This window comes from Gordonia abscondita, assembly GCF_032711245.1.
In the GTDB taxonomy this organism is placed as follows: Bacteria; Actinomycetota; Actinomycetes; order Mycobacteriales; family Mycobacteriaceae; genus Gordonia.
The window spans coordinates 2,732,242-2,755,846 of sequence record NZ_CP128986.1; the positions used below are offsets into that span (position 1 = coordinate 2,732,242).

Annotated in this window: 22 protein-coding genes, 2 tRNA genes and 1 pseudogene; 15 read left to right on the top strand and 10 right to left on the bottom strand. The window is 66.2% G+C overall.

The genetic code is table 11. The features are described 5' to 3' along the window. Positions 1–127: 127 nt before the first annotated feature. The 5 genes from MP11Mi_RS12880 to MP11Mi_RS12900 all read left to right on the top strand — a co-directional run bounded on the left by MP11Mi_RS12880 (position 128) and on the right by MP11Mi_RS12900 (position 4,803). Positions 128–2,059, top strand: coding sequence for an acetolactate synthase large subunit (locus MP11Mi_RS12880; protein ID WP_420039308.1), 1,932 nt, complete (start codon positions 128–130; stop codon positions 2,057–2,059). Next, the gene (ilvN, locus tag MP11Mi_RS12885) at positions 2,056–2,559 is read left to right on the top strand and encodes an acetolactate synthase small subunit (protein ID WP_420039309.1); all 504 of its coding nucleotides are present in this window, start codon (positions 2,056–2,058) and stop codon (positions 2,557–2,559) included. Before MP11Mi_RS12880 ends, ilvN begins: the two co-directional genes overlap by 4 nt. Positions 2,560–2,655: 96 nt before the next feature. Continuing rightward, entirely contained in the window at positions 2,656–3,669 is a 1,014-nt protein-coding gene (ilvC, locus tag MP11Mi_RS12890) for a ketol-acid reductoisomerase (protein ID WP_420039310.1), read from the top strand. A 162-nt stretch (positions 3,670–3,831) separates the two neighbouring features. Beyond that, positions 3,832–4,281 carry an SRPBCC family protein gene (locus tag MP11Mi_RS12895; RefSeq protein ID WP_420039311.1) on the top strand — a complete coding sequence of 150 codons (450 nt, stop codon included), beginning with the start codon at positions 3,832–3,834 and terminating at the stop codon, positions 4,279–4,281. Positions 4,282–4,356: 75 nt separating this feature from the next. Further along, on the top strand, positions 4,357–4,803 hold the full coding sequence (locus MP11Mi_RS12900) for an SRPBCC family protein (RefSeq protein ID WP_420039312.1): 447 nt from the start codon (positions 4,357–4,359) through the stop codon (positions 4,801–4,803). Between the two features lie 105 nt (positions 4,804–4,908). Here MP11Mi_RS12900 and MP11Mi_RS12905 read toward each other — a convergent pair whose 3' ends face one another. Continuing rightward, entirely contained in the window at positions 4,909–5,583 is a 675-nt protein-coding gene (locus MP11Mi_RS12905) for a trypsin-like serine protease (protein WP_420039313.1), read from the bottom strand. Between the two features lie 283 nt (positions 5,584–5,866). Between MP11Mi_RS12905 and serA the strand changes: the two genes are divergently transcribed. Then, on the top strand, positions 5,867–7,462 hold the full coding sequence (gene serA / locus MP11Mi_RS12910) for a phosphoglycerate dehydrogenase (protein ID WP_420039314.1): 1,596 nt from the start codon (positions 5,867–5,869) through the stop codon (positions 7,460–7,462). A gap of 5 nt (positions 7,463–7,467) precedes the next feature. Continuing rightward, entirely contained in the window at positions 7,468–8,478 is a 1,011-nt protein-coding gene (locus tag MP11Mi_RS12915) for a 3-isopropylmalate dehydrogenase (RefSeq protein ID WP_420042092.1), read from the top strand. Positions 8,479–8,519: 41 nt separating this feature from the next. Here the strand turns inward: MP11Mi_RS12915 and MP11Mi_RS12920 are convergent, their stop codons facing one another. Then, the gene (locus MP11Mi_RS12920) at positions 8,520–9,365 is read right to left on the bottom strand and encodes an endonuclease domain-containing protein (protein WP_420039315.1); all 846 of its coding nucleotides are present in this window, start codon (positions 9,363–9,365) and stop codon (positions 8,520–8,522) included. A gap of 106 nt (positions 9,366–9,471) precedes the next feature. Beyond that, positions 9,472–10,674, bottom strand: a complete 1,203-nt coding sequence (locus MP11Mi_RS12925; RefSeq protein ID WP_420039316.1) for an MFS transporter — start codon at positions 10,672–10,674, stop codon at positions 9,472–9,474. Between the two features lie 123 nt (positions 10,675–10,797). Between MP11Mi_RS12925 and MP11Mi_RS12930 the strand changes: the two genes are divergently transcribed. Together MP11Mi_RS12930 and MP11Mi_RS12935 are read left to right on the top strand one after the other, a co-directional pair. Continuing rightward, positions 10,798–11,568 (top strand): fumarylacetoacetate hydrolase family protein, encoded by a 771-nt coding sequence (locus tag MP11Mi_RS12930; protein WP_420039317.1) that lies wholly within the window; start codon positions 10,798–10,800, stop codon positions 11,566–11,568. Beyond that, a complete protein-coding gene (locus MP11Mi_RS12935) occupies positions 11,565–12,395 on the top strand; it encodes an alpha/beta fold hydrolase (protein ID WP_420712787.1) in 831 nt (276 codons plus the stop codon). Before MP11Mi_RS12930 ends, MP11Mi_RS12935 begins: the two co-directional genes overlap by 4 nt. 10 nt (positions 12,396–12,405) lie before the next feature. Here MP11Mi_RS12935 and MP11Mi_RS12940 read toward each other — a convergent pair whose 3' ends face one another. Both MP11Mi_RS12940 and MP11Mi_RS12945 read right to left on the bottom strand, forming a co-directional pair. After that, positions 12,406–13,398, bottom strand: a complete 993-nt coding sequence (locus MP11Mi_RS12940) for a DUF1648 domain-containing protein (protein ID WP_420039318.1) — start codon at positions 13,396–13,398, stop codon at positions 12,406–12,408. Then, positions 13,385–13,744 (bottom strand): GntR family transcriptional regulator, encoded by a 360-nt coding sequence (locus MP11Mi_RS12945; protein ID WP_420039319.1) that lies wholly within the window; start codon positions 13,742–13,744, stop codon positions 13,385–13,387. The genes MP11Mi_RS12940 and MP11Mi_RS12945 overlap by 14 nt, the downstream gene beginning before the upstream one ends. A 90-nt stretch (positions 13,745–13,834) precedes the next feature. On the opposite strand from MP11Mi_RS12945, the gene gltX reads away from it, so the two are divergent. From gltX to MP11Mi_RS12960, 3 genes are all read left to right on the top strand, one after another. Further along, positions 13,835–15,319, top strand: coding sequence for a glutamate--tRNA ligase (gltX, locus tag MP11Mi_RS12950; RefSeq protein WP_420039320.1), 1,485 nt, complete (start codon positions 13,835–13,837; stop codon positions 15,317–15,319). A gap of 103 nt (positions 15,320–15,422) precedes the next feature. Then, positions 15,423–15,494 (top strand) — tRNA-Gln (locus tag MP11Mi_RS12955). A gap of 50 nt (positions 15,495–15,544) precedes the next feature. Continuing rightward, a tRNA-Glu gene (locus tag MP11Mi_RS12960) sits at positions 15,545–15,617 on the top strand. A gap of 62 nt (positions 15,618–15,679) precedes the next feature. Here the strand turns inward: MP11Mi_RS12960 and MP11Mi_RS12965 are convergent. Both MP11Mi_RS12965 and MP11Mi_RS12970 read right to left on the bottom strand, forming a co-directional pair. Next, positions 15,680–16,180, bottom strand: a complete 501-nt coding sequence (locus MP11Mi_RS12965) for a pyridoxamine 5'-phosphate oxidase family protein (RefSeq protein ID WP_420039321.1) — start codon at positions 16,178–16,180, stop codon at positions 15,680–15,682. 15 nt (positions 16,181–16,195) lie between these two features. Continuing rightward, complete coding sequence (locus MP11Mi_RS12970) at positions 16,196–16,897, bottom strand: IclR family transcriptional regulator (RefSeq protein ID WP_420039322.1); 702 nt, start codon at positions 16,895–16,897, stop codon at positions 16,196–16,198. A 76-nt stretch (positions 16,898–16,973) separates the two neighbouring features. On the opposite strand from MP11Mi_RS12970, the gene leuC reads away from it, so the two are divergent. The 3 genes and pseudogenes from leuC to MP11Mi_RS12985 all read left to right on the top strand — a co-directional run. Then, the gene (gene leuC / locus MP11Mi_RS12975; RefSeq protein ID WP_420039323.1) at positions 16,974–18,410 is read left to right on the top strand and encodes a 3-isopropylmalate dehydratase large subunit; all 1,437 of its coding nucleotides are present in this window, start codon (positions 16,974–16,976) and stop codon (positions 18,408–18,410) included. 27 nt (positions 18,411–18,437) lie between these two features. Continuing rightward, positions 18,438–19,025, top strand: coding sequence for a 3-isopropylmalate dehydratase small subunit (gene leuD, locus MP11Mi_RS12980; RefSeq protein WP_420039324.1), 588 nt, complete (start codon positions 18,438–18,440; stop codon positions 19,023–19,025). Positions 19,026–19,199: 174 nt separating this feature from the next. Then, positions 19,200–19,661, top strand: a pseudogene (locus tag MP11Mi_RS12985) (HU family DNA-binding protein); the annotation flags it as partial. A gap of 18 nt (positions 19,662–19,679) precedes the next feature. On the opposite strand, the gene MP11Mi_RS12990 reads toward MP11Mi_RS12985, so the two are convergent. The 3 genes from MP11Mi_RS12990 to cofC are packed head-to-tail and all read right to left on the bottom strand — an operon-like array spanning position 19,680 to position 23,489. Next, positions 19,680–20,597, bottom strand: a complete 918-nt coding sequence (locus tag MP11Mi_RS12990) for an NUDIX hydrolase (RefSeq protein WP_420039326.1) — start codon at positions 20,595–20,597, stop codon at positions 19,680–19,682. A 4-nt stretch (positions 20,598–20,601) separates the two neighbouring features. Continuing rightward, the gene (locus tag MP11Mi_RS12995; RefSeq protein ID WP_420039327.1) at positions 20,602–22,785 is read right to left on the bottom strand and encodes an RNA degradosome polyphosphate kinase; all 2,184 of its coding nucleotides are present in this window, start codon (positions 22,783–22,785) and stop codon (positions 20,602–20,604) included. Beyond that, on the bottom strand, positions 22,782–23,489 hold the full coding sequence (cofC, locus tag MP11Mi_RS13000; RefSeq protein ID WP_420039328.1) for a 2-phospho-L-lactate guanylyltransferase: 708 nt from the start codon (positions 23,487–23,489) through the stop codon (positions 22,782–22,784). Before cofC ends, MP11Mi_RS12995 begins: the two co-directional genes overlap by 4 nt. Positions 23,490–23,605: the final 116 nt, after the last annotated feature.

The window sequence follows — 23,605 nt, forward strand, 5'->3', positions numbered from 1 at the left end:
GCGCCCCTCGACCAGCACACGCTGTCGAGGGTTTTTTCTTGCCAGGATCCGGTTGCTTTCGCGGTCACCGGGCCGGCGGGGGACCGTCAGAACTTTTTTGCTGGCACTAGAGGATGAGGAACGTGCAGTGAGTACTCCAGCAGCAGCACATGGATCCGGGGGTCGGCCGCAGTCGCCGTCGACCGAGTCGATGCGATCGGGCGACGCGGTAGTCGCACCCGAGCGGGTCACGGGCGCACAGTCGGTGGTCCGGACTCTCGAAGAGCTCGGCGTCGAGACGGTGTTCGGCATTCCCGGCGGCGCCGTCCTCCCCGTCTACGACCCGCTCCTGGACTCTGAGAAGGTCCGGCACGTCCTGGTCCGCCACGAGCAGGGGGCGGGCCACGCCGCCACCGGCTACGCGCAGGTCGCCGGTCGGGCAGGCGTCATGATGGCCACCTCCGGCCCGGGTGCGACGAACCTTGTCACCCCGCTCGCCGACGCCCAGATGGACTCGGTCCCGGTCGTCGCGATCACCGGACAGGTCGGCCGTGCGCTCATCGGCACCGACGGCTTCCAGGAAGCCGACATCTCCGGTATCACCATGCCGGTCACCAAGCACAACTTCCTGGTGAGCTCGGCAGCCGACATCCCGCGGATCATCGCCGAAGCGTTCTACATCGCCGAGAGTGGCCGTCCCGGCGCCGTCCTCGTCGACATTCCAAAGGACATCCTGCAGGCCCAGACGACGTTCTACTGGCCCCCGCAGTTCGACCTTCCCGGCTACCGTCCCGTCACCCGCCCACACGGCAAGCAGATCCGCGAAGCGGCCCGCCTCATCCAGCAGGCTAAGCGACCGGTCCTATATGTCGGCGGCGGCGTCATCAAGGCTGAGGCCTCGCCGGAACTGCTCGAACTCGCGGAGCTGACCGGGATCCCCGTCGTCACAACCCTGATGGCGCGCGGCGCGTTCCCCGACAGCCACGAACTGCACATGGGCATGCCAGGCATGCACGGAGCCGTCGGTGCCGTCGCCGCGCTGCAGCGCGCCGACCTGCTGATCACGCTCGGTGCCCGCTTCGACGACCGGGTGACCGGTCGCCTCGACTCGTTCGCGCCCGGTGCCAAGGTGATCCACGCCGACATCGACCCCGCCGAAATCGGCAAGAACCGCGAAGTTGACGTCCCGATCGTCGGCGACGTCCAAGCCGTCCTCGTCGACCTGCTGGACGCGCTGCGGGCCGAGCTCGCAACGGGCAGCGACAAGCCGGACCTGACCGCGTGGATGGCCTACTTGGATAATCTCCGCACGACGTATCCGCTCAGCTACGACGGCCAGTCCGACGGATCACTGTCGCCGGAGTTCGTCATCGAGGAACTAGGCAAGGCCGCAGGACCGGACGCCGTCTACGTGGCGGGCGTCGGCCAGCATCAGATGTGGGCCGCTCAGTTCGTCAAGTATGAGAAGCCCCGCACCTGGCTGAACTCGGGTGGTCTGGGCACGATGGGGTACTCGATCCCGGCGGCGATGGGCGCTAAGGCCGCCGCTCCGGAGAAGGAAGTCTGGGCGATCGACGGCGACGGCTGCTTCCAGATGACCAACCAAGAGTTGGCGACGTGTGCGATCGAGGGCATCCCGATCAAGGTCGCACTCATCAACAACGGCAACCTCGGCATGGTCCGCCAATGGCAGACCCTGTTCTACGATCAGCGCTACTCGAACACCGATCTGTCGACGCACAGCCGGATGATCCCCGACTTCGTCAAGCTCGGCGAAGCGCTCGGTTGCGTCGCGATCCGCGTCGACAAGGAGGAGGACGTCGCTCCGGCGATCGCCAAGGCACGCGAGATCAACGACCGCCCGGTCCTCATCGACTTCATCGTCGGGAAGGACGCTCAGGTGTGGCCGATGGTCGCTGCTGGCACCGGCAACGACGAGATCATGGCCGCCCGGGACATCCGCCCGCTGTTCGACGACGACGAGGCGGCAGCCGATCCGGTCGACATCCACGAGACTATGAACCGGGAACAAGCAGGGAACCGGGAACAAGCAGGCACGGAAGGGAAGGATTCGCTGTGAGCACCACCCACACACTGAGCGTCCTGGTCGAGGACCGGCCGGGTGTGCTCGCCCGAGTCTCCGGACTGTTCTCGCGCCGCGGCTTCAACATCGCGTCGCTGGCCGTCGGCCCGACCGAACTCAAAGGGATCTCGCGCATGACCATCATGGTCACCGTCGACGACTTCCCCCTCGAACAGGTGACGAAGCAGCTCAACAAGTTGATCAACGTCATCAAGATCGTCGAGCAGGAGCCGACAAACTCGGTCTCCCGTGAACTCATGATGATCAAGGTCCGCAGCGATGCGACCAACCGCAGCGAGGTCATCGACGTGGTCAACCTCTTCCGTTCGAAGGTGATCGACGTGTCACCCGAGTCGGTGACGATCGAGGCGACCGGTACGTCGGAGAAGCTCGAGGCACTTCTGCGGATGCTCGACCCGTACGGCATCCGGGAGATCGCTCAATCCGGCGGAGTAACCCTCGGCCGCGGACCCAAGAGCATGTCGGCCAACCGCTAGCGGGACAATAGACGACGACGCCCGAGGGCGCGGCGCGAGCCGTCGAACCGGGCTGCGATAAGCACAACACCTAAACACCATTCGAAGGGAATTGCTGTGGCAATCGAACTTTTCTACGACGCGGACGCCGATCTGTCGATCATCCAGGGTCGCAAGGTCGCCGTCATCGGCTACGGCAGCCAGGGCCACGCCCACTCGCTGTCGCTGCGCGACTCGGGCGTCGACGTCGCGATCGGTCTGCGTGAAGGCTCGGCCTCGCGTGCCAAGGCGGAGGAGCAGGGCCTCAAGGTCATGTCCGCGGCTGAGGCATCCGCCTGGGCCGACGTCATCATGGTCCTGGCTCCGGACACCAGCCAGGCCAAGATCTTCACCGAGGACATCGAGCCGAACCTGAAGGACGGCGACGCACTGTTCTTCGGTCACGGTCTCAACATCCACTTCGACCTGATCAAGCCGCCGGCGAGCGTGACCGTCGCGATGGTCGCGCCGAAGGGCCCGGGCCACCTGGTTCGTCGTCAGTTCGTCGACGGCAAGGGCGTGCCTTGCCTGATCGCCGTCGAGCAGGACCCGAAGGGTGAGGGACAAGCTCTGGCCCTCAGCTACGCGAGCGCCATCGGCGGCGGTCGCGCGGGAATCATCAAGACCACCTTCAAGGAAGAGACTGAGACCGATCTGTTCGGTGAGCAGGCTGTACTCTGTGGTGGTACCGAAGAGCTGGTCAAGACCGGTTTCGAGGTCATGGTCGAGGCCGGTTACGCGCCGGAGATGGCCTACTTCGAGGTCCTGCACGAGCTCAAGCTCATCGTCGACCTCATGTACGAGGGCGGTATCGCCCGGATGAACTACTCGGTGTCGGACACCGCTGAGTTCGGCGGCTACCTGTCGGGTCCGCGCGTCATCGACGCCGACACTAAGGAGCGCATGAAGGCAATCCTGACCGACATTCAGACCGGCGAGTTCACCCGCCGTCTGGTCGCGAACGTCGAGAACGGCAACACCGAGCTCGAAGGCCTGCGCAAGCAGAACGCTGAGCACCCGATCGAGGTGACCGGCAAGAAGCTGCGCGACCTGATGAGCTGGGTCGACCGCCCGATCACCGAGACTGCATAGCCTCTCACCGAGGCGCTGTGTCAGGCCCTGTCCCCGAACCGTCGGGGGCGGGGCCTGACGCATGTGCGGCCCCTCATGCGAAACCACGGGGCCATCGACAACCGTGACAATGGGGCATGGCATGGTATGTGTGGAACAGCTCACATCCGACAGGAGTTTACGATGCCCGGAGTCCACCACACCGTCCGCACCCAGGTGCCGCGCAGCGAGGTGTTCGCCTATGTCGACGACCCGAACACTGTCCCGCAGTGGATGTTCGGCGTCACCGCGTTCGATCCGGTCGGGGACCGGTCGCGCGGGCTCGGCACCGTATACGACGCTGTCATGAAGGTCGGGCCGAAGGCGCTCTCCGCGCAGCTCGAAGTGACAGTGTGGACCGAGAACGAGGAGCTGGTGCTGTCTTCGGTCGCGGGGTTCGACGTGACGACGCGTTGGCGATTCACCGACGGTGACGGCGGTTCCACGGTCGTCGACGTCGACTTCGACTACAGCCTGCCGGGCGGACTGGCCGGTCGAGCATTGGCTGCGATCATCGAACCGTTTGTCAGTCAGGCCGTCCGGCAGACCGAGCAGGCGTTGCGCGGCGCGCTGGAACGCCCGATCCACACGTAGCCGCACCTTCGGGCCCGGTAATATCCGGCGGGCGGCGCAGGCCGCGCCCGCATTCCGACCGCGAAAGAAGCATCGATGACCGAGATTCGACACCAGGCCACGATGGAGGGCTCGCGCGCAGCAGCGTTCGCCTTCGTCAACGACTACCGCAATGTGCCGAAGTACATGTTCGGAGTCAGCGAATTCCGCCCGATCACCGAACAGACCAGCGGTAAGGGCTCGCAGTTCGTGACCGTCCTCAAAGTCGGTCCGAAGACACTCGAATCGACGGTCGAGTGCACCGAATGGATCGAGAACGAACTCATCACGATGACGTCGATCAAGGGCTTCGGGGCGGGCACGCAGTGGCGCTTCGCCGATGGTGACGAACCCGGCACGGTGAGCGCCGACATCGCGTTCGACTACACGCTCCCCGGCGGTGTGGCAGGCCGAGTCCTCGGCGGACTCCTCGGCCAGTTCGTGACGCCCGCCGTCAAGCACACCGACTCCGTCATGCGTAAGCACCTCGCCGAACACAGCTGACCCGCGACTCCGCTCGATCGGCGGCGAAGGCAGTGCACACGACGACAGCGGCGGCCCTCCACAAGGAGGGCCGCCGCTGTCTCGAACTACCGAATCGGTCGTCTGCTACACGGGCTTGAAAGCTCCATAGCCGAGGCGGTTCAGGCGCGTCATGATCGCCTTGCTGCTGGTTCCGGTCTCGGGTCCGACGCACGACAGGAAGTAGTACGCGTTCACCATGCCGACGAGCCGGTCGCCGACGACCACGGGGCTGCCCGAATCGCCTTCGATGACGCACATCTGGCTGATGTGGCGGTCGCCGATCGACGTCCAGTTGACGCCGCAGGTCTTACCCGTCGTACGGCCGGTCTTGCACAGCACGGTCGGGAACTGCGGTGCGCGGGTGTCGACCCGACGGATCGTCACACCGTTGACGGTCGGCACCGGATTCACCTTCGACGCGTCCAGCTTGATGATCGCGATGTCGATATCCGAGCTGCTGTACGCGAACGTGCCGATCTGGCCGCGCTGCTGGTAGCGCTCGGACAGCACCCGCTGTCCCGGCTTACCGCAATGGCCCGCCGTCACGGCGATCAACTCGCCGCGATGCGAACCCGACGTCGGGCGTCCCACGGTGGTCACCGTGCACGCTGAAGCCGAGTTGCCTCCCTTGAGGATCAGGATCCCCGAGCCCCCTCCCAGCGGGACCTTTCCCGCGGCGTCGGCGGTACCGACCCCGATGCCGATGAGCGACGCCATCGCAGCCGTGACGACTGCGATGAGAATCGTCAGCTTCTTCATATTCACTCCACTCGCGTGTTGTCCTGGGGTCCCGACGCAGTAGCGCAGACTTCCCCACCTTAGATGCGCGATCCTGGATGAACCCAGCCCCGAGCGCGATCCTGCACAGGTCGTGATGCAATCGATACGACGCTCGCAATGTACCGCCCTCGGGTGTCGGACGCCACATTCGCTGGTGGGCCGATGCGTGAATCGGGTCTGCGGGCTCTAGAATCTCTAGGCGTGTGAATCGTCGTCCGGCGCAGCCTGACGGCGTCCGTCCCCGAGAGCTCTGGAGAAACCTGTGACCGATGCCGGCCGCCCAGTCGTCCTGATCGCCGACAAACTTGCGCCTTCGACCGTGGAAGCACTCGGCGGCGACGTCGAGGTCCGCTGGGTCGACGGCCCGGACCGCCCGAAGCTCCTCGAAGCTGTCGTCGACGCCGACGCCATCCTGGTCCGTTCGGCGACCACTGTCGACGCCGAGGTGCTCGACGCGGGTAAGAAGCTGAAGATCATCGCACGCGCGGGTGTCGGCCTGGACAACGTCGACGTCCCGGCGGCGACCGAGCGCGGCGTGATGGTCGTCAACGCTCCGACGTCGAACATCCACTCGGCGGCCGAGCATGCGATCGCGCTACTCATGTCGACCGCTCGCCAGGTCCCTGCGGCGGACGCGACACTGCGTGAGCACACCTGGAAGCGGTCGTCGTTCTCGGGTGTCGAAATCTTCGACAAGACGGTCGGAGTCGTCGGCCTCGGCCGCATTGGTCAGCTTGTCGCAGCGCGCCTGGCCGCATTCGAGGCAAAGATCGTCGCCTACGACCCCTACGTGTCGGCGGCCCGCGCAGCACAGCTCGGCATCGAACTGTTGCCCCTCGACGAGCTCCTCGAGCGCGCCGACCTCATCACCATCCACCTGCCGAAGACGAAGGAGACCGCGGGTCTCATCGGCGAGGAGCAGCTGAAGAAGGTGCGCAAGGACGTCATCATCGTCAACGCCGCACGCGGCGGCCTGATCGACGAGGCCGCGCTCGCCACCGCGATCACCGAGGGCCGCGTGCGCGGTGCCGGACTGGACGTCTTCGGCTCCGAGCCCTGCACCGACTCGCCGCTGTTCGAGCTGCCGCAGGTCGTCGTCACGCCGCACCTCGGCGCGTCGACCGCTGAGGCGCAGGACCGCGCGGGTACCGACGTCGCCAAGAGCGTCAAGCTCGCGCTGGCCGGTCACTTCGTCCCCGATGCCGTCAACATCACCGGCGGCCCGGTCGACGACGAAGTGGCCCCGTGGCTGGAGCTGTCCCGCAAGCTCGGCGTCCTCGCGGGCGTCGTCGCAGGCGGTATGCCGACCGGCCTGACCGTCGAGGTCCGCGGCGAACTGGCCTCCAGCCCCGTCGACGTCCTCGGCCTGTCCGCGGTCCGCGGCCTGTTCTCCGCCGTCGTCGATGAGCCGGTCACGTTCGTGAACGCACCGGCCGTCGCATCCGAGCGCGGTGTCACCCACGAGGTCGTCACCGAGTCGGAGAGCCCGAACCATCGCAGCCAGGTGGATGTGAGGGCCGTGTTCGCCGACGGCAGCGTCGTCAACGTCGCGGGCACCCTGACCGGTCCGCGGTTCGTGGAGAAAATCGTCAACGTCAACGGACGCAATCTCGACCTGCGTGCGGAGGGCCGCAACCTGCTCGTCAGCTACGGCGACCAGCCGGGCACTCTCGGCAAGGTCGGCTCGCTGCTCGGCGATGCGGGCGTCGACATCGAGGCTGCTGCCCTCGCGCAGGACGCCGACGGCGACGGCGCGACGATGCTGCTGCGCGTCGACCGGGAACTCGGCGACGACCTGCTCGCGTCGATCGGCGAAGCGATCTCCGCCACTCTGATCAAGCAGGTCGATCTCGGATGAGCAGCATGAAGCTCGCCGTCATCGGCGGTGACGGGATCGGTCCCGAGGTCACCGCGGAAGCACTGAAGGTCCTGCGCAAACTGCACCCGGAGGTCGAGACCACCGAGTTCGACTTCGGTGCCCGCCGCTACCACGCGACCGGCGATCTGCTCACCGACGCGGACCTCGCCTCGCTGCGTGAGCAGGACGCGATCCTGCTCGGGGCGATCGGTGACCCGTCGGTGCCGTCTGGCGTCCTCGAACGCGGCTTCCTGCTGAAGCTGCGGTTCGCGCTCGACCACCACGTGAACTTGCGCCCGTCCATCCTGTTCGACGGCGTCACGTCGCCGCTGGCCGGCGATCCGGCCATCGACTTCGTCGTGGTCCGCGAGGGGACGGAGGGTCCGTATACGGGCAACGGCGGCGCGATCCGCGTCGACACCCCGAACGAGGTCGCGACCGAGGTCAGCGTCAACACCAGATTCGGGATCGAACGCGTCGTCCGCGACGCCTTCGCCCGCGCGCAGTCGCGCGGCAAGAAGCTCACGTTGGTACACAAGACCAACGTGCTCACCTTCGCGGGCTCGATGTGGGCGCGGACCGTCGACGAGGTCGGGACGGAGTTCCCGGAGGTCGCCACCGACTACCTCCACGTGGACGCCGCGACCATCTTCATGGTCACCGATCCCGGCCGCTTCGACGTGATCGTCACCGACAATCTGTTCGGCGACATCATCACCGACCTCGCGGCCGCAGTCTCCGGCGGCATCGGTCTGGCCGCGTCCGGCAACATCGACGCGACCCGCACCAACCCGTCGATGTTCGAGCCGGTGCACGGCAGCGCACCAGACATCGCCGGTCAAGGTCTGGCCGATCCGACCGCCGCCATCCTGTCGGTGGCTCTGTTACTGCGCCACCTCGGCGACGAAGAGGGGGCAGTCCGCGTGGAGAAGGCCGTCGCCGCCGACGTGGCGTCGCGCGGCGAGTCGCGCGGTTCGACCTCCGAGGTCGGCGACCGGATTCTCGCAGCCGTCTAGGCCACGTCGTCGTACCAACGCGTATGGCGTGAGGACTCGCCTTAAACAGCCTGTTCCCGCGCAATACTCGTTGGTACGACGGTCGCCAACCTCCGATGGTGGTCGCCGCGGCGAATCATCTCCGCGAGCAGGGGGCCGACGACGCGCCATTGGTGCACCACCTGTTTGTAGGTGAGCCGGATTGGGTCATAGCCGAGTGCCCGTGCGTGGAGGTCGCGGAGACGGTCGTTCTCGAAGGCGTGCGGGTCGGCGTGGTACTCGAATCCGTCGACTTCGATAAGCATGGACCGCCCGACGACGAAGTCGACCTTGCCGACGCCTGGGATGAACACTTGGGGTCGGATGCTGAGATTCGGTGCCCGCAGGCGAAGCCTGACCATGGATTCGGTCCCCGAATCGGCGCGCCCGTCACACAGCTCGAGGCTGCGGACGACGCCCCTAGGGTGCGTAGCGAAGAGAACGGCGAGATCCGTCGCCGACATCAACTGCCTGTTCAAGACCGAGTCGCAGATGACGACGAAGTCCTCGGACGGCAGACATCGCGCCGCGTGTAGTAGCGCGGTAGGCAGATCGTCGATCGCTTCGCACTCCGCCGGTTGTCGACCGTGCTGCCTGCACCAGTCCGGGCGCAGGCGTGACGTCGCGTCGTTGCCCCGGATGTGGAGTCGGTCGGTCGGCGGAACCCAGACCCCGTGCTTTCCGAGCGCGGATGCGCACGTGAGCACTCCGCCCGCGCGAACAGCGCGCACGACGTCGGGGTCGGCGTCGAGCCTGGCCCACCAGCGTCTGCGCAGACTGGCCAGTCGGCCGTCAGCTATCGCCCGATCGACTTCCCGTCGTGGCCAGCGCGCCAACATCTGCCCTCGTGAATAGACCCCCGTGTCCATGGGGTGATTCTCGGCCCTGTTCGCCCGGTATGTGCGTAAATCGTTCTTGTCGTCGTACCAACGCGTAAGCGGCGAGAACTACGCTGAAACTGCCAGATCGGCTGGTCTACTCGTTGGTACGACGGGCCGGGTCCTTCGGGACCAGGCCGATTGCGATCAGGGGCGCGATCGCGGCGATCCCGAAAGCCGCCGGGTAGCCGGTCGCGTCGATGAGTCGCCCGAACCCGGCAGTGCCCGCGGCGGTTGCGACGTACTGTGCGGTGTTCTGCACGCCTAGGCTGCGCCCACTCCACGACGGCCCGGCGTACTCGGCGATCGCAGTGAACGCGAGGCCGTTGTCGGCGACGGCGCTGACGGTCGCGAACACCATCACGGCCGCGGCCACCGGCGAGTCGAGCCAGTCGGTCAGCGCCAGCAGGGCTGTTCCGGCGCCCGCGGCGATCGCGACCACGCGGATCGGCTTCATCCGCGAGCCGACGACGTCGGATGCGCGGCCCGCGACTATCCGGCCGATCGCGCCGAGCACCTGGGTGACAGTAACCAGTACGCCGGCCGTCAACGGCGACCACCCGTGGCCAACGATCAGCCACGCGGGCACGAACGTCCACAGCATCGACTGCGGGATCACCAACAGGACGCTCACCGTGTGGACACGTTGCAGAAAGCTGCTGCGACGATACGGGTTGGCGTCGGGCGCCGATCCGGTCGCCGCCGGCAGTGGTGGGTCGACGATGGCGACGGCGACCGCGACGAGGCCGAGTGCGGTCACGGCGACGGGTACCGCGAATGCGGCGGCCAGCCCCCAGATCTGGGCGAACACGGGCATGGTCAGCGCGCACACACCGATGCCGAGCGGCTGCGCCATCTGGCGGATCCCCATCGCGGTGCCCCGCAGGTTCGCCGGGAACCATCCGACGACGATTCGTCCGCTCGCACCGTTGGCCGCGCCGGATCCCAGCCCGCCGAGCAGCAGGGGAGCGGCGAGTGCCGCGAAACCGCCACCGGTCGTCGCGACGATGAGTGCACCGACGGTGCCGACCAGCGTGATCAGCAGGGACACCAGCAGTACGCGTCGTTCGCCGAACCGGTCGAGGGCTGCGCCCCACATGATGATCGTCAGGGTGAGACCGATCGTCGGGATGGCCGCCAACGTCGCCGCATCCGAAAGTGACATCCCGTGTTCGCTGTGTAGTTCGGGGATGACGTAGGCGACACCTGACGTGGCGCACGTCGTCGTCATCGCTGCGATGAGTGAGCTCGCGAGCATCGTCCATCGCTGGGTCGACGAGACCGAGAGCGGTTCGGGCATGAAAGCCTCCCTGCGTTCACTACTGCTGGTCACCGGTGTCGAGCAGCAAAATATCAGTATCAAATAGTGGGATTAGTGTTTCATAGTATAGAACACGAACTTCGGTGCGATAGTCTTCGGGGCATGAAACTCGGTCGAGTCGCAAGTCCGGACGGCGTCGCATTCGTCGCCGTCGAAGGCCCCGAAGGTCAGGAGACCGCCCGCGAGATCGCGGAGCACCCGTTCGGTGACCCGACGTTCACCGGACGTGAATGGAAGCTGGCGGACACCCGTCTCCTCGCCCCGATCCTGGCGACTAAGATCATCGCGATCGGCAAGAACTACGCAGCTCACGCCGCCGAAATGGGCGGCGAGGCTCCGGCGGACCCGGTGATCTTCTCCAAGCCGAACACATCGATCGTCGGCCCGGGCGCCGCGATCGTGCGACCACCGTCGTCCGAGCGCGTCGACTACGAGGGCGAACTCGCCGTCGTGATCGGCCGTCCCTGCAAAGATGTGCCCGCGGCGAAGGCCGCCGACGTCATCCTCGGCTACACGGTCGCCAACGACGTCACCGCACGCGACCAGCAGGCGCACGACGGACAATGGACGCGTGCCAAGGGATACGACACGTTCTGTCCACTCGGCCCCTGGATCGTCACCGACTTCGATCCTTCGGACGTGGTCGTCCGGACCGAACTCGACGGCGTAGAGAAGCAGTCGAGCCGCACATCGCTGATGCTGCACACGGTCGGCGACATCATTGAATGGGTTTCGCGGGTCATGACCCTGCTGCCCGGCGACGTCATCCTCACCGGCACGCCGGAGGGGATCGGCCCGATGACCGCGGGACAGTCGGTGTCGGTCACCGTGGAAGGCATCGGGACGCTCACCAATCCGGTGATCGACAAGTGACCCGCCCCGGCCGGGTCGCGCCGACCGTCGTCCGCCGGGGGGACGTCGCGCTGTCGTGCACCGAAGCCGGCAGCGGACCGCTCGTGGTGATGGTGATGGGAACTGGCAGCCCGGGCCGAGTCTGGCACGCGCATCAGCAACCCGCCCTGGTCAAAGCGGGTTTCCGAGTGGTCACCCTCGACAACCGAGGGATCGCGCCGTCGAGCGAATGCGGTGCGGGATTCACCCTCGCCGACATGGTGGCCGATACCGCTGCGGTGATCGAGCACTTCGGCGGGCCGGCGCTCGTCGTCGGGACCTCGATGGGCGCGCGCATCGCGCAGGAGCTGACGTTGACTTGCCCCGAGCTGGTCCGCGCCGCCGTCATGCTCGGCACGTACGGGCGTCCGACGCCGTTGATCACCGCGTACAACGAGGGGGAGAAGGCGCTCATCGATGCCGGGCGGACGCTGCCCGACGAACTCCACGCTGCACTCAGTGCGCACATGAACTTGTCACCCGCGACACTGGCTGACGATCGCTCGGCACGCGACTGGCTCGACATCATCGGTTTCGGCGGACAGTCGCACACGGCGGGTCTGCGCGCCCAGCTTGATCTTCCAGAGCGTGACGAGAACCGACTGTCGGCGTATCGCGGCATCACGCGGCCGTGCCTCGTGGTCGGATTCGCCGACGATCGCACGCTGCCGGTGTTCCTGGCACGCGAGGTCGCCGACGCTATCCCGAGTGCGCGCTACGAGGAGATCGCCGATGCGGGCCACTTCGGCTACTTGGAGCGGCCGGACGAAGTCAATCGACTGTTGATCGAGTTCCTGACCGCGAACTAGTCCCGTGCCGTCATTGTTCGCGGGCCCGCATCGAGACTGCGGCCAGTAGTGCGGCTGCGGTGGCGGCGTCGTCGATGGTGATGACGAGCGGTCGGCTGTTGGTGCGCGTGATGGCGACGGCGGTGCCCGACCGCAACACGATTCCCATGCGGCCGCGCGAGAAGCGGATGCCGTAGCCGCCGAAGTCGCCGATCGCCCGCACGTCGATGACGGACACGTCCTCGATGTCGTGCGCGGGTACGTGCCAACGGGGGAGACCCGCGATCGAGCGGACTGTCAGGCCTGTCGAGTCGATCCGGACGTGGTAGGCGACGATGGTCGATATCGCGGCGATTGTGATCACGACGATGGCGATCGCCGCCCAGAGCGCGCTGGTCGACCCGCCGTTCATCCAGGCGACCAGCATGCAGATCAGGGCGAACACGAAGATGAGTGCGGTCACCACCAGAATGCCGCGGGAGGCTGTCACGGTGTGCAGCCAGACGGCACGGCCGCCGGGCGCGAGTCCCATCGGTTCAACGCGCCGACCCGGTTCGGCGGGCGGATCGGTGGGTTGGACGTACCAGCCGACTGCACCGACGAGAAGTGCGGCGATCGCGGCGATGCCGATCAGCGACACCGGCGAGGCCGTGTCACCGTCAGTCTGGGCGACGAGGGTCCCGGCGAAGATCACCGCTGTCGCGGTGGCGAGGGCGGCGGACGCTGTGGACACCCAACGAAACGTTCCGCCCGGCGTGCCCTCCCGCAGTTGGCGATAGTTGACGGCGGAGACGCCGATCGAGACGAGGCCGACGACGATCGCGCCGATCACCATAGTCCACGGCGAACCCCATCGGTCGGCGTCGCCCGAGGCGTTCCAGTGCACGGCGACCTCGGCGGGGAGCTCGGCTATCGCCATCGCCTGGACGACCACCGCGATCAGCGTGACCAGTGCGGGGGTGACGAATCCGACGGCGACGTACGTGAGTCGCCTGCGAGTGGCGGAATGGTCAGTCGATGGCACGGGTTGCCTCCTTGACGAGTGCGGACAGGGTTTCCGGGCGCAGTCCTGCGGCAGCGGCCTTCGCCGCGAGGGCTTCGATGTCGTCGTGGACGGCGGACAGGGTGGCGGAGGCCGCGGTGAGCACCGCGCCTCGACCTCGGCGGAGTTCCACCAGGCCCTCGTCGCGCAACTGCTGGTAAGCGCGTAGGACGGTGTGGACGTTGACATCGAGCGCGGCAGCGAGTTCCCGAGCGGACGGGAGCCGGTCGCCCGCGCTCGACCGGCCGGCTGCGACGTCTGACCGGACGCTGTCGGCGATTTGGGCGAAGATCGGCGCATCACTGGTGGGGTCGATGTCAACGAGCACATAATTAATCTAGTTCAACTAGAATAATAGAGTCAATAATGTCGAGACCTGCCCGACGCCACGCCGGGTCGATGACATAGGCTGACCTGCATGACCAGTGCTGACAACGTTCGCGTCCGCTTCTGTCCGTCTCCCACCGGAACCCCGCACGTCGGCCTCGTGCGGACGGCTCTGTTCAACTACGCGCAAGCCCGCCACACGGGCGGAACCTTCGTGTTCCGCATCGAGGATACGGACGCCGCGCGCGATTCTCAGGAGTCGTACGACGCCATCGTCGACGTTTTGCAGTGGCTCGGACTCGACTGGGACGAAGGACCGGGAGTCGGTGGTCCGTACGGTCCGTACCGACAGTCCGAACGCAAACAGTTGCACCTCGACGTCGTCGCGCAACTCGTGGAGTCCGGTGACGCCTACGAGGCGTTCTCAACGCCGGACGAGGTCGAGGCGCGGCATAAGGCTGCCGGGCGTGACCCGAAACTCGGGTACGACAACTACGACCGCGACCTCACCGACGAGCAGCGCGCCGCATACCGCGCCGAAGGCCGCAAACCGGTGGTGCGCCTGCGCATGCCCGACGAGGACCTTGCGTGGGACGACATGGTGCGCGGCACTACGACGATCAAGGCGGGCACGGTTCCGGACTTCGCGCTCACCCGCGCCAATGGTCAGCCGCTGTACACGCTGGTTAATCCGGTCGACGACGCGATGATGAAAATCACGCACGTCCTGCGCGGCGAGGATCTCCTATCGTCCACGCCGCGACAGATCGCGTTGTACCGTGCGTTGATTCGGATCGGCGTCGCCGAGGCGGTCCCCGAGTTCGCGCATCTGCCGTTCGTCATGGGGGACGGGAACAAGAAGCTCTCCAAGCGTGACCCGGAGTCGAGCGTGTTCCACCATCGCGACCGCGGCTTCATTCCCGAGGGCCTCCTGAACTATCTCGCGCTGCTCGGTTGGGGCTTCTCTGGAGACGAGGACATCTTCAGCCTCGACGAGATGATCGCGTCGTTCGACGTCCGCAACGTGAATTCGAATCCGGCGCGTTTTGACCAGAAGAAGGCCGACGCCATCAACGCGGAGCATCTGCGTCGTCTGGTTCCCGCCGACTTCGCCGGACGGTTGCGGGCGTTCTTGGTGGACAGGGGCGATCTCGTCGAGCCGATCGACGACGAGCAGTTCGCTGTGGTGGCCGACCTCATCCAGACTCGCATCCAGGTGCTTGGCGACGCATGGGGGCTCATCAAGTTCCTGTACATCGACGACGCCGACTTCGCCTTCGACGAGAAGTCTGCCGCCAAGAACCTCGGGGCTGACGCGGTGCCGGTTCTCGATGCGGCGATCGCCGCGTGCGAGTCGCTGGAAACCTGGGGTACTGACAACGTTGAGGAGACGCTCAAAGCGGCTCTCGTGGAAGGGTTGGAGCTCAAACCGCGCAAGGCATTCGGTCCGATCCGTGTCGGCGTCACGGGTGCGGCCGTCAGTCCTCCGCTTTTCGAGTCAATGGAACTCCTCGGTCGCGAGAAGAGCCTCGCACGCTTGCGACTCGCCCGTGAAACCGCGCAAAAGCAGGCTTGACCTGACGATTTGCACTTAGGGGTGGGGTTATTGGTAATGTACTCCCCGGCCAGGAAAGCGCCGGTTCAATGAATGTGGCCGACGCAGTCCGGGTCAAATCCCTTGGGGTATGGTGTAATTGGCAACACAGCGGTTTCTGGTACCGCCATTCTAGGTTCGAGTCCTGGTACCCCAGCGAAGTTCGCGGCGTGATAAGCGAACTTTACAATTGAAGAATTGTTCTAGGGCCCCGTCGTCTAGCGGCCTAGGACGCCGCCCTCTCAAGGCGGTAGCGCGGGTTCGAATCCCGTCGGGGCTACATAGAGCGAAGGTCCTCACCGAAACCGGTGAGGACCTTCGTCGTTGTGGCGGTCGAGACTCTCAGTGCTCGTAGAACTGTGCGGTCGAACCGGCCAACGGCATCGCGGGCAGGCCGAGTTTGCGGTGGTCCCACGACCTGACGCGATCGGCGACCACGCGGACGGCGACGCGTTTGTGCATCATCGCGTCGACGGCCGGACGTACGTCGTCGGTATACGGCCCGTTGTACCGTTCCCAGACACCGATCCCGACTTTCAGACATGTTTCGGGATCGTCGTGGATCTCGGCGTGCCCGGTGATGCTGACGCCGCGCAGCGTGTCGTAGGTGATCCCGTCCTCGATGGAGACGGTCACCCGGGGGTCACGGCCCAGGTTGACGGCCTTCTGTGACTTCGCCTTGGTCTCGACCCAGATCTCGCCGTCGATCACGGCGAACCACATGGCGATTAGGTGAATGCCGTCCTTGCCGTAGGTGGCGAACGTTGCTGTTCGGTGTTCATTGATGAAGGCGGTGATCTCGTCGTCGGGCATGACGATCTGACCGCGTTGGTTGGTTCCCATGTCTGAGAACGTAACTCACAAACGTGCGCTGATGGCCGATGCCGCGGAGATCAGCTTCTCGGCGTACTTCTCGCCGGGTTTGCGGCCGAGGCGGCCGATCGGGCCGGAGATCGACACGGCGGCGATCACGTCGCCGGCCGAGTCGTAGACGGGCGCGGATGCGCTCGCGACGCCGTCGACGCGTTCGGAGACGCTGTGCGCCCACCCGCGACGTCGGATCTCGGCGAGTGTCCGCTCGGTGTATGCAGAGTCGAGCAACAGCATCGCGCGGGTATCCGGAGCGGCCCACGCCGCGAGGACTTTGGCGGCCGAACCCGCCGACATGGTGAGGCGGGTTCCGACGGGGACGGTGTCGCGCAGGCCGGTCGGCGGCTCCGATGCCGCGATGCACACACGGACGGCGCCCTCTCGGCGATAGAGTTGTACTGACTCGCCGGTGGCCTCCTGCAGCCCGGGAAGCACCAGCAGCGCGGCTTCGCGCACCTGATCGTGGGCGGTCGCGGCGAGCCGAGTCAACGCCGGACCGGGTACCCAACGTCCGGAGTCGTCTCGGGTGAGGAGTTCGTGGACTTCGAGTCCGACCGCGAGGCGGTGTGCGGTAGCGCGCGGCAGACCGGTGGCCTCGCACAGCTCGTTGAGGTTGCGGGGTGCGGCCGCGACGGTGTGCAAGACCGCCACAGATTTGTCGAGCACGCCGATTCCGCTATCCTTTCCCATAGGACGATACTAGCTGTCCAAATACTGAGATCAAGCATCGGTGGGTCGACCGCCGAAGGAAAGAACCGAGTGGCTCATGAGTGAGAAGAACGCGAAGCCGCGCACCCTGGCCGAGAAGGTCTGGGACGACCACGTCGTCGTTCCGGGTGAAGTGGACGCGCACGGCAATGCGAATCCGGACCTGATCTACATCGATCTGCACCTCGTGCACGAGGTGACGAGCCCGCAGGCCTTTGACGGTCTCCGCGTGGCTGGCCGAAAGCTCCGCCGCCCGGACCTGACCATCGCGACCGAGGACCACAACGTCCCGACCGTCGACATCTTCAGCCCGATCGCCGACCAGGTGTCCGCACTCCAGGTGGAGACGCTGCGCCGCAACTGCGAGGAGTTCGGCGTCCGCCTGCACCCGATGGGCGACGTGGAGCAGGGCATCGTGCATGTCGTCGGACCACAGCTCGGATTGACTCAGCCTGGTATGACGGTCGTCTGCGGTGACAGCCACACGTCGACGCATGGCGCGTTCGGTGCGCTCGCGATGGGCATCGGCACGTCCGAGGTTGAACACGTGATGGCGACGCAGACGCTGTCGCTGCGGCCGTTCAAGACCATGGCGATCACCGTTGACGGCGAACTGCCGCCGGGAGTCACGAGCAAGGACCTGATCCTCGCTGTGATCGCCGAGATCGGCACGGGCGGCGGCCAGGGCCACGTCCTCGAGTACCGTGGCCCGGCCATCGAGAAGTTGTCGATGGAAGCCCGGATGACGATCTGCAACATGTCGATCGAGGCCGGCGCGCGCGCGGGCATGATTGCCCCGGACGTCATCACCTACGAGTACTTGGCGGGACGCCCGAACGCGCCGACAGGCGACGACTGGGATGCGGCGGTCGAGTACTGGGACAGCCTGCGCACCGACGCCGGCGCAGTGTTCGACCGCGAGGTCCACATCAACGCAGCCGAACTGACTCCGTTCGTCACGTGGGGGACCAACCCGGGGCAAGGCCTGCCGTTGGGGGCGAGCATCCCGGACCCCGCGGAGATCGTCGACGAGACCGAAGCCACCGCGGCTGCCCGAGCCATCGAGTACATGGGTCTGACACCGGGCGTCCCGCTGCGTGAGGTCGAGGTCGACACCGTCTTCGTCGGCTCGTGCACTAACGGCCGCATCGAAGACCTGCGTGCGGTCGCCGAGGTCCTCTCGGGACGGAAGGTGGCCGACGGAATGCGGATGTTGATCGTGCCGGGCTCGATGAAAGTGCGCGCGCAGGCCGACGAGGAGGGTCTCGGTGAGATCTTCACCGCGGCGGGTGCCGACTGGCGGATGGCCGGCTGCTCGATGTGCCTCGGCATGAACCCCGATCAGCTGTCCCCGGGGGAGCGGTGCGCGTCCACCTCCAACCGCAACTTCGAAGGCCGCCAGGGCAAGGGCGGACGCACTCACCTGGTGTCTCCCGCCGTGGCCGCGGCGACCGCTGTCCGCGGTCGCTTCGCCGCTCCCGCGGACCTGGTCTGAACTCGACGAGCCGAGAAGGAAACTGAGATGGAAGCTTTCACCACGCACACCGGCATCGGGGTTCCGTTGCAGCGCAGCAATGTCGACACCGATCAGATCATCCCCGCGGTCTACCTCAAGCGAGTGACGCGGACCGGCTTCGAAGACGGTCTGTTCGCGAGTTGGCGCACCGACCCTGGTTTCATCCTCAATAACGAGCCGTGGTCGAACGGCTCCGTCCTGGTCGCCGGGCCCGACTTCGGTACCGGATCGTCGCGCGAGCACGCAGTCTGGGCGCTCATGGACTTCGGGTTCCGGGTGGTTCTCTCGGCGCGATTCGCCGACATCTTCCGCGGCAACTCCGGGAAGGCGGGCCTCCTGGCCGCCCAGGTCGAACAGTCGGACATCGAACTGCTGTGGAAGCGCCTCGACGCCGAACCCGGCTTGGAAGTGACTGTCAGCCTCGAAGAGATGACGGCCACCGCGGGCGATCTCGTCGTGGGAATCCAGGTGGACGACTACACGCGTTGGCGACTCATGGAAGGCCTCGACGACATCGGCCTGACCCTGCGTGAAGTGGACCGGGTCACCGAGTACGAGAAACGTCGCCCGTCGTTCAAACCGGTGACGCTCTGACCAAGACACGATGTGACTGACCCCCGTCCCGACGCCGAATCCGGTGTCGCGGCGGGGGTTCGGCGTCGAGCTGACTCCGACATTTTTCGGAGAGTCTGTGTGATCCCGGACATATTTTCCTCTACCGTGTGACATAGCTGGCGAGCCGAGTCGGCGTGATCCGCGGAGGTTTGAATGAACAAGGCAGAACTCGTCGAGGAATTGGCTAAGAGCCTCGACGCTGATCGAAAGACGGCGAACGCCGCTGTCGAGCACATGATCGACACCATCGTTCGCGCCGTGCATAAGGGTGAAAGCGTGACGATCACCGGCTTCGGGGTCTTCGAGAAACGCAAGCGCGCAGCGCGTGTCGCTCGGAATCCGCGCACCGGCGAGACCGTGAAGGTCGCGGCAACGCAGGTTCCGTCGTTCCGTCCGGGAGCACAGTTCAAGGCGATCGTCTCCGGCGAACAGAAGTTGTCGGCTGGCCAGCCCGCGGTGAAACGCGCAGCCCCCGACGTGGCACCGGCCAAGAAGACCGCAGCAAAGAAAACCGCAGCAAAGAAGACTGCAGCAAAGAAGACTGCAGCCAAAAAGGCGCCAGCGAAGAAGGCCGCAGCCAAGAAGACCGCAGCGAAAAAGACCGCAGCCAAGAAGAAGTGACGCCGCGCGAGTTCAGTCCGCGAATGGGCCGTCGATGTGGTCGATCGCGATGAGCCGCTCACCCCGCAGCGTCAACACCCACACGCTGCCTTTCCGGTTCCGGGCGGCGGGCAGCGTGACGTCGTCCCGCTCAGCCCACCGGGACAGTACCGGCGGAATCACTTTGCCCTGACTGCAGATTGTGCGCACCGCGCCCTTCTTCCCGGCGAGTGCGAGGAGCCGACTGTACGCCGCGTCAGGGTCGACCGCGTACGCCTCCTCGGTGAGTGCCGTCTCGACGCCAACAGGTCTGCGGAGCGCTTCGGCCAGCGGCTGGAGGGTCTGGACGCACCGCAGCCGGTCGGCGGCGTGCAGGTGATGTGCGCCGAACAGCCGGAGGAGATCGGTGAGCGCTGCAGCCTGTCGACGGCCCTCGGCGTCGAGCGGACGGTCCCGGTCGTCGCCGTGGAACGCGGTCCGTCTGCCTGCCCTCGCGTGTCGCACCAACAGCATGGTGTGCAATTCGTCGACGTGGTGGGATGCGAATACTCGCAGCACTTTCCGGTCGGCGGCGTAACTTACCGAGCCGATAGCGTCGGACACCGGTAGCCAACGCAGAGCGTCGCACTCGTGGTTCGCGACGAACTCGCCGCCCGTCGCGGCCACCGACCAGTAGCCGACCTTCTTGAGCGCTCCCGAACCGAGCCGGTATTCGACGGTGACGAGGCGGTGACCCATCCGGATCTGGTAGCCGGTCTCCTCGACGAGTTCGCGTGCAGCGGTGGTGACGAGCAGTTCGTCCGGCTCGGCTTTACCCTTCGGCAGCGACCAGTCGTCGTACCGCGGCCGGTGGACCAGGGCTACCTCGATGCGACTGTCGCCGGGCCCGTCGTTCGCGCGGCGCCACAGGACACCGCCTGCCGCCCACACCACTTTCTGCGACGACGACATCGGGCTACTTCGACTCCACGTTGTGGCGGGTACGCTGCGCCATCCGCCGCTGGTGGTCGCGGACCTCTTCGCCTGCGGCCGGCTGAGCCTCCCATCGACCTTCCAGGCGCAGTTCCCAACAGCGGGTACGCGTGTCCATCGCGGAGTCGAAAATGTCTTGCAGGTCGGCGACGAGACGATGATCGCGCACCTGGACCATCACTTCCACTCGACGGTCGAGGTTGCGGTGCATCATGTCCGCACTGCCGATCCAATGCTCGTCCTGCGCGCCGAAGTGCAGGATGCGTGAGTGCTCGAGGAACTGGCCGAGGATGGACCGGACGACGATGTTCTCGCTGAGTCCGACGATCCCCGGTTTGAGCGCGCAGATTCCGCGGACCACGACGTCGACGGGCACGCCCGCGCGCGACGCGCGATAGAGCGCGTCGATCACCTGCTCGTCGACGAGGGCGTTGGCTTTGAGCTGGATGCGCGCGCGCGTGTCACCGTTCTCGAAGGCGCGGATCTCACCGTCGATCCGCTCGATGATGCCCTTGCGGATGCCTGCGGGTGCGACGAGGAGATTGCGGTATTCCTGTTTACGCGAATACCCGGTCAACGTGTTGAACAGGTCGGTCAAGTCGGCTCCGACCTCCGGTGCCGCGGTGAATAGGCCGACGTCTTCGTACAGGCGCGCCGTCTTCGGATTGTAGTTGCCGGTGCCGATGTGGCAGTAGCGGCGGATTGTCGAGCCCTCGCGCCGCACCACCAGACACGTCTTGCAGTGCGTCTTGAGGCCGACGAGACCGTAGACCACGTGCACGCCTGCCTGCTCCAGTTTGCGTGCCCATTTGATGTTGGCCTGCTCGTCGAACCGCGCCTTCAACTCGACGAGGGCCACGACCTGCTTGCCCGCTGCCGCGGCGTCGATCAACGCGTTGACGATCGGCGAGTCACCGGATGTCCGGTACAGCGTCTGCTTGATCGCGAGGACGTGCGGGTCGGCGGCGGCCTGCTCGATGAAACGTTGAACACTCGTCGAGAACGAGTCGTACGGGTGCTGGACGAGGACGTCGCCGTCACGCAGCGTCGAGAAGATGCTTTTGGGGGTCTCCCGCTCGCCGAACGCGGGATGCGTCTTCGGGACGAACGGTCGTTCCTTGAGGGCCGGGCGGTCGAGGCTGTACACCTGCCAGAGGGCGGTCAGGTCGAGCAATCCGGGGATCTGGACGACGTCGACGGCGGCGACGTCGAGTTCACGCAACAGCATCTCAAGCATGTGCTCGGTCATGTCGTCGCCGACTTCGAGGCGGACCGGCGATCCGAAACGCCTGCGCGCCAATTCGCGTTCGAGCGCCTGCAGGAGGTCTTCGTCGCGATCCTCGTCGACCTCGAAGTCGGCGTTCCGGGTCACCCGGAACAGATGGTGGTCGACGACGTCCATGCCGGGGAACAACTCGGAGAGGTTCGCCGCGATCAGCTTCTCCAACGGCAGGAAGAGCACCGGAGCCTGCGCGTCCTCGGGTGCCCGGTCGGAGTCGCCGGTCAACGTGTTGACCCGGATGAACCGGTTGACGTTGTCCGGCACTTTCACGCGCGCGAAGTGCTCGCTGCCCTCGATGCGATCACGGACGGTGACGGCCAGATTCAAACTCAGACCGGAGATGTACGGGAACGGGTGCGCGGGGTCGACGGCGAGCGGGGTCAACACCGGAAACAGTTCGTTGTGGAAGTGCTGCCGCAGCCGCGACTGCTGATCCGTGGTCAGCTCGGTCCACTCGACGAGGCGGATGTTCTCCGCTTCCAACGCGGGCGCCACCGAGTCGATGAACACGCGCGCGTGGCGGTCGGCGATCTTCTGGGACCGGGACGTGATCATCTGCAGTTGCTCACGCGGGGAGCGACCGTCGGCCGACCGCACGCTCAATCCGGTCTCGTCGCGTCGTTTGAGGCCTGCCACGCGGACCATGAAGAACTCGTCCAAATTGGACGCGAAGATCGCCAGGAACTTGGCGCGTTCGAGGATCGGCATCGATTGGTCTTCGGCCAGCGCGAGGACCCGCGAGTTGAAGTCGAGCCAACTCAATTCCCGGTTAAGGTAGCGGTCCGCGGGGAGGTCCGCGTCGACCTCGGGTGTCGCGGTCTCGGCGGGCAGTGCCGACGGCAGCGCGGTTAGGGAGGCGGTCTCGATATCGTCGGCGGTACTCACCGGTTCATTGTGCCGCATCCGCGGCGCGCTGTCCTGTCGAACCGATCGGCGTCCGCGGTGTGGCGGGCGAGCGCCGCACGCGTGCGCGGACCGAGCCCGAGCCTGGCCGCGACAGCGAGGTCGTCCGGGGTGTCGATGTCGGTGCGGAGGTCGGCCCAATGGCGGTGCTCCGGATCGAGTTCGACAGCGCAGGCATCCCGGTGGCGGTGCGCCGAATCGATCCCGAATCGGGGCGTGAAGCCGGCGGTCGCGACGAGCAGGACGGTCCCGTGGCCCGACCTGTCGGCGACGAACGACGCCGGTGCTCGGGTCAGTGCGCGGGCCCCGTCGTCGAGCGCGGCGGCCAGCGAGGCCGGGCGCAGCGCGGGCAAGTCGGCCTGCAGGTACGCGGTGCGGCCGACTGGCAGGGCGCCGTGCGCGAGCGCGGCGTTGAGCGGGGAGAGTCCCGTGATCGGCTCGGGCTCGTCGACCGGCATCGCACCCCGATCTGCGACGAGACGAAGCACGTCCGGATCCGGGCTGACGACCACCGCGTCGGCTCCGACCGCGGCGACGGCATCGAGTGTGTCGATGAGCATGGCCGAGACCAACGCGGGACGGTCGGCGTCCTTGGGGAGCGGAGTCAGCCGCGACTTCGCGTCCGACAACGATTTCACCGCGAGCACGACCGTGCCCCGAGCCGACGTCGACGCTGCAATGGACATGCCAACCATGGTGCAGCACCGGGAGCGCCGACGCGTCGATCGGGTCGATCCGAACCGGACACGAGTACAGCGACATGGCTTACGCTGGACGCACTCTCGTGTGGACCGGTGGAGGA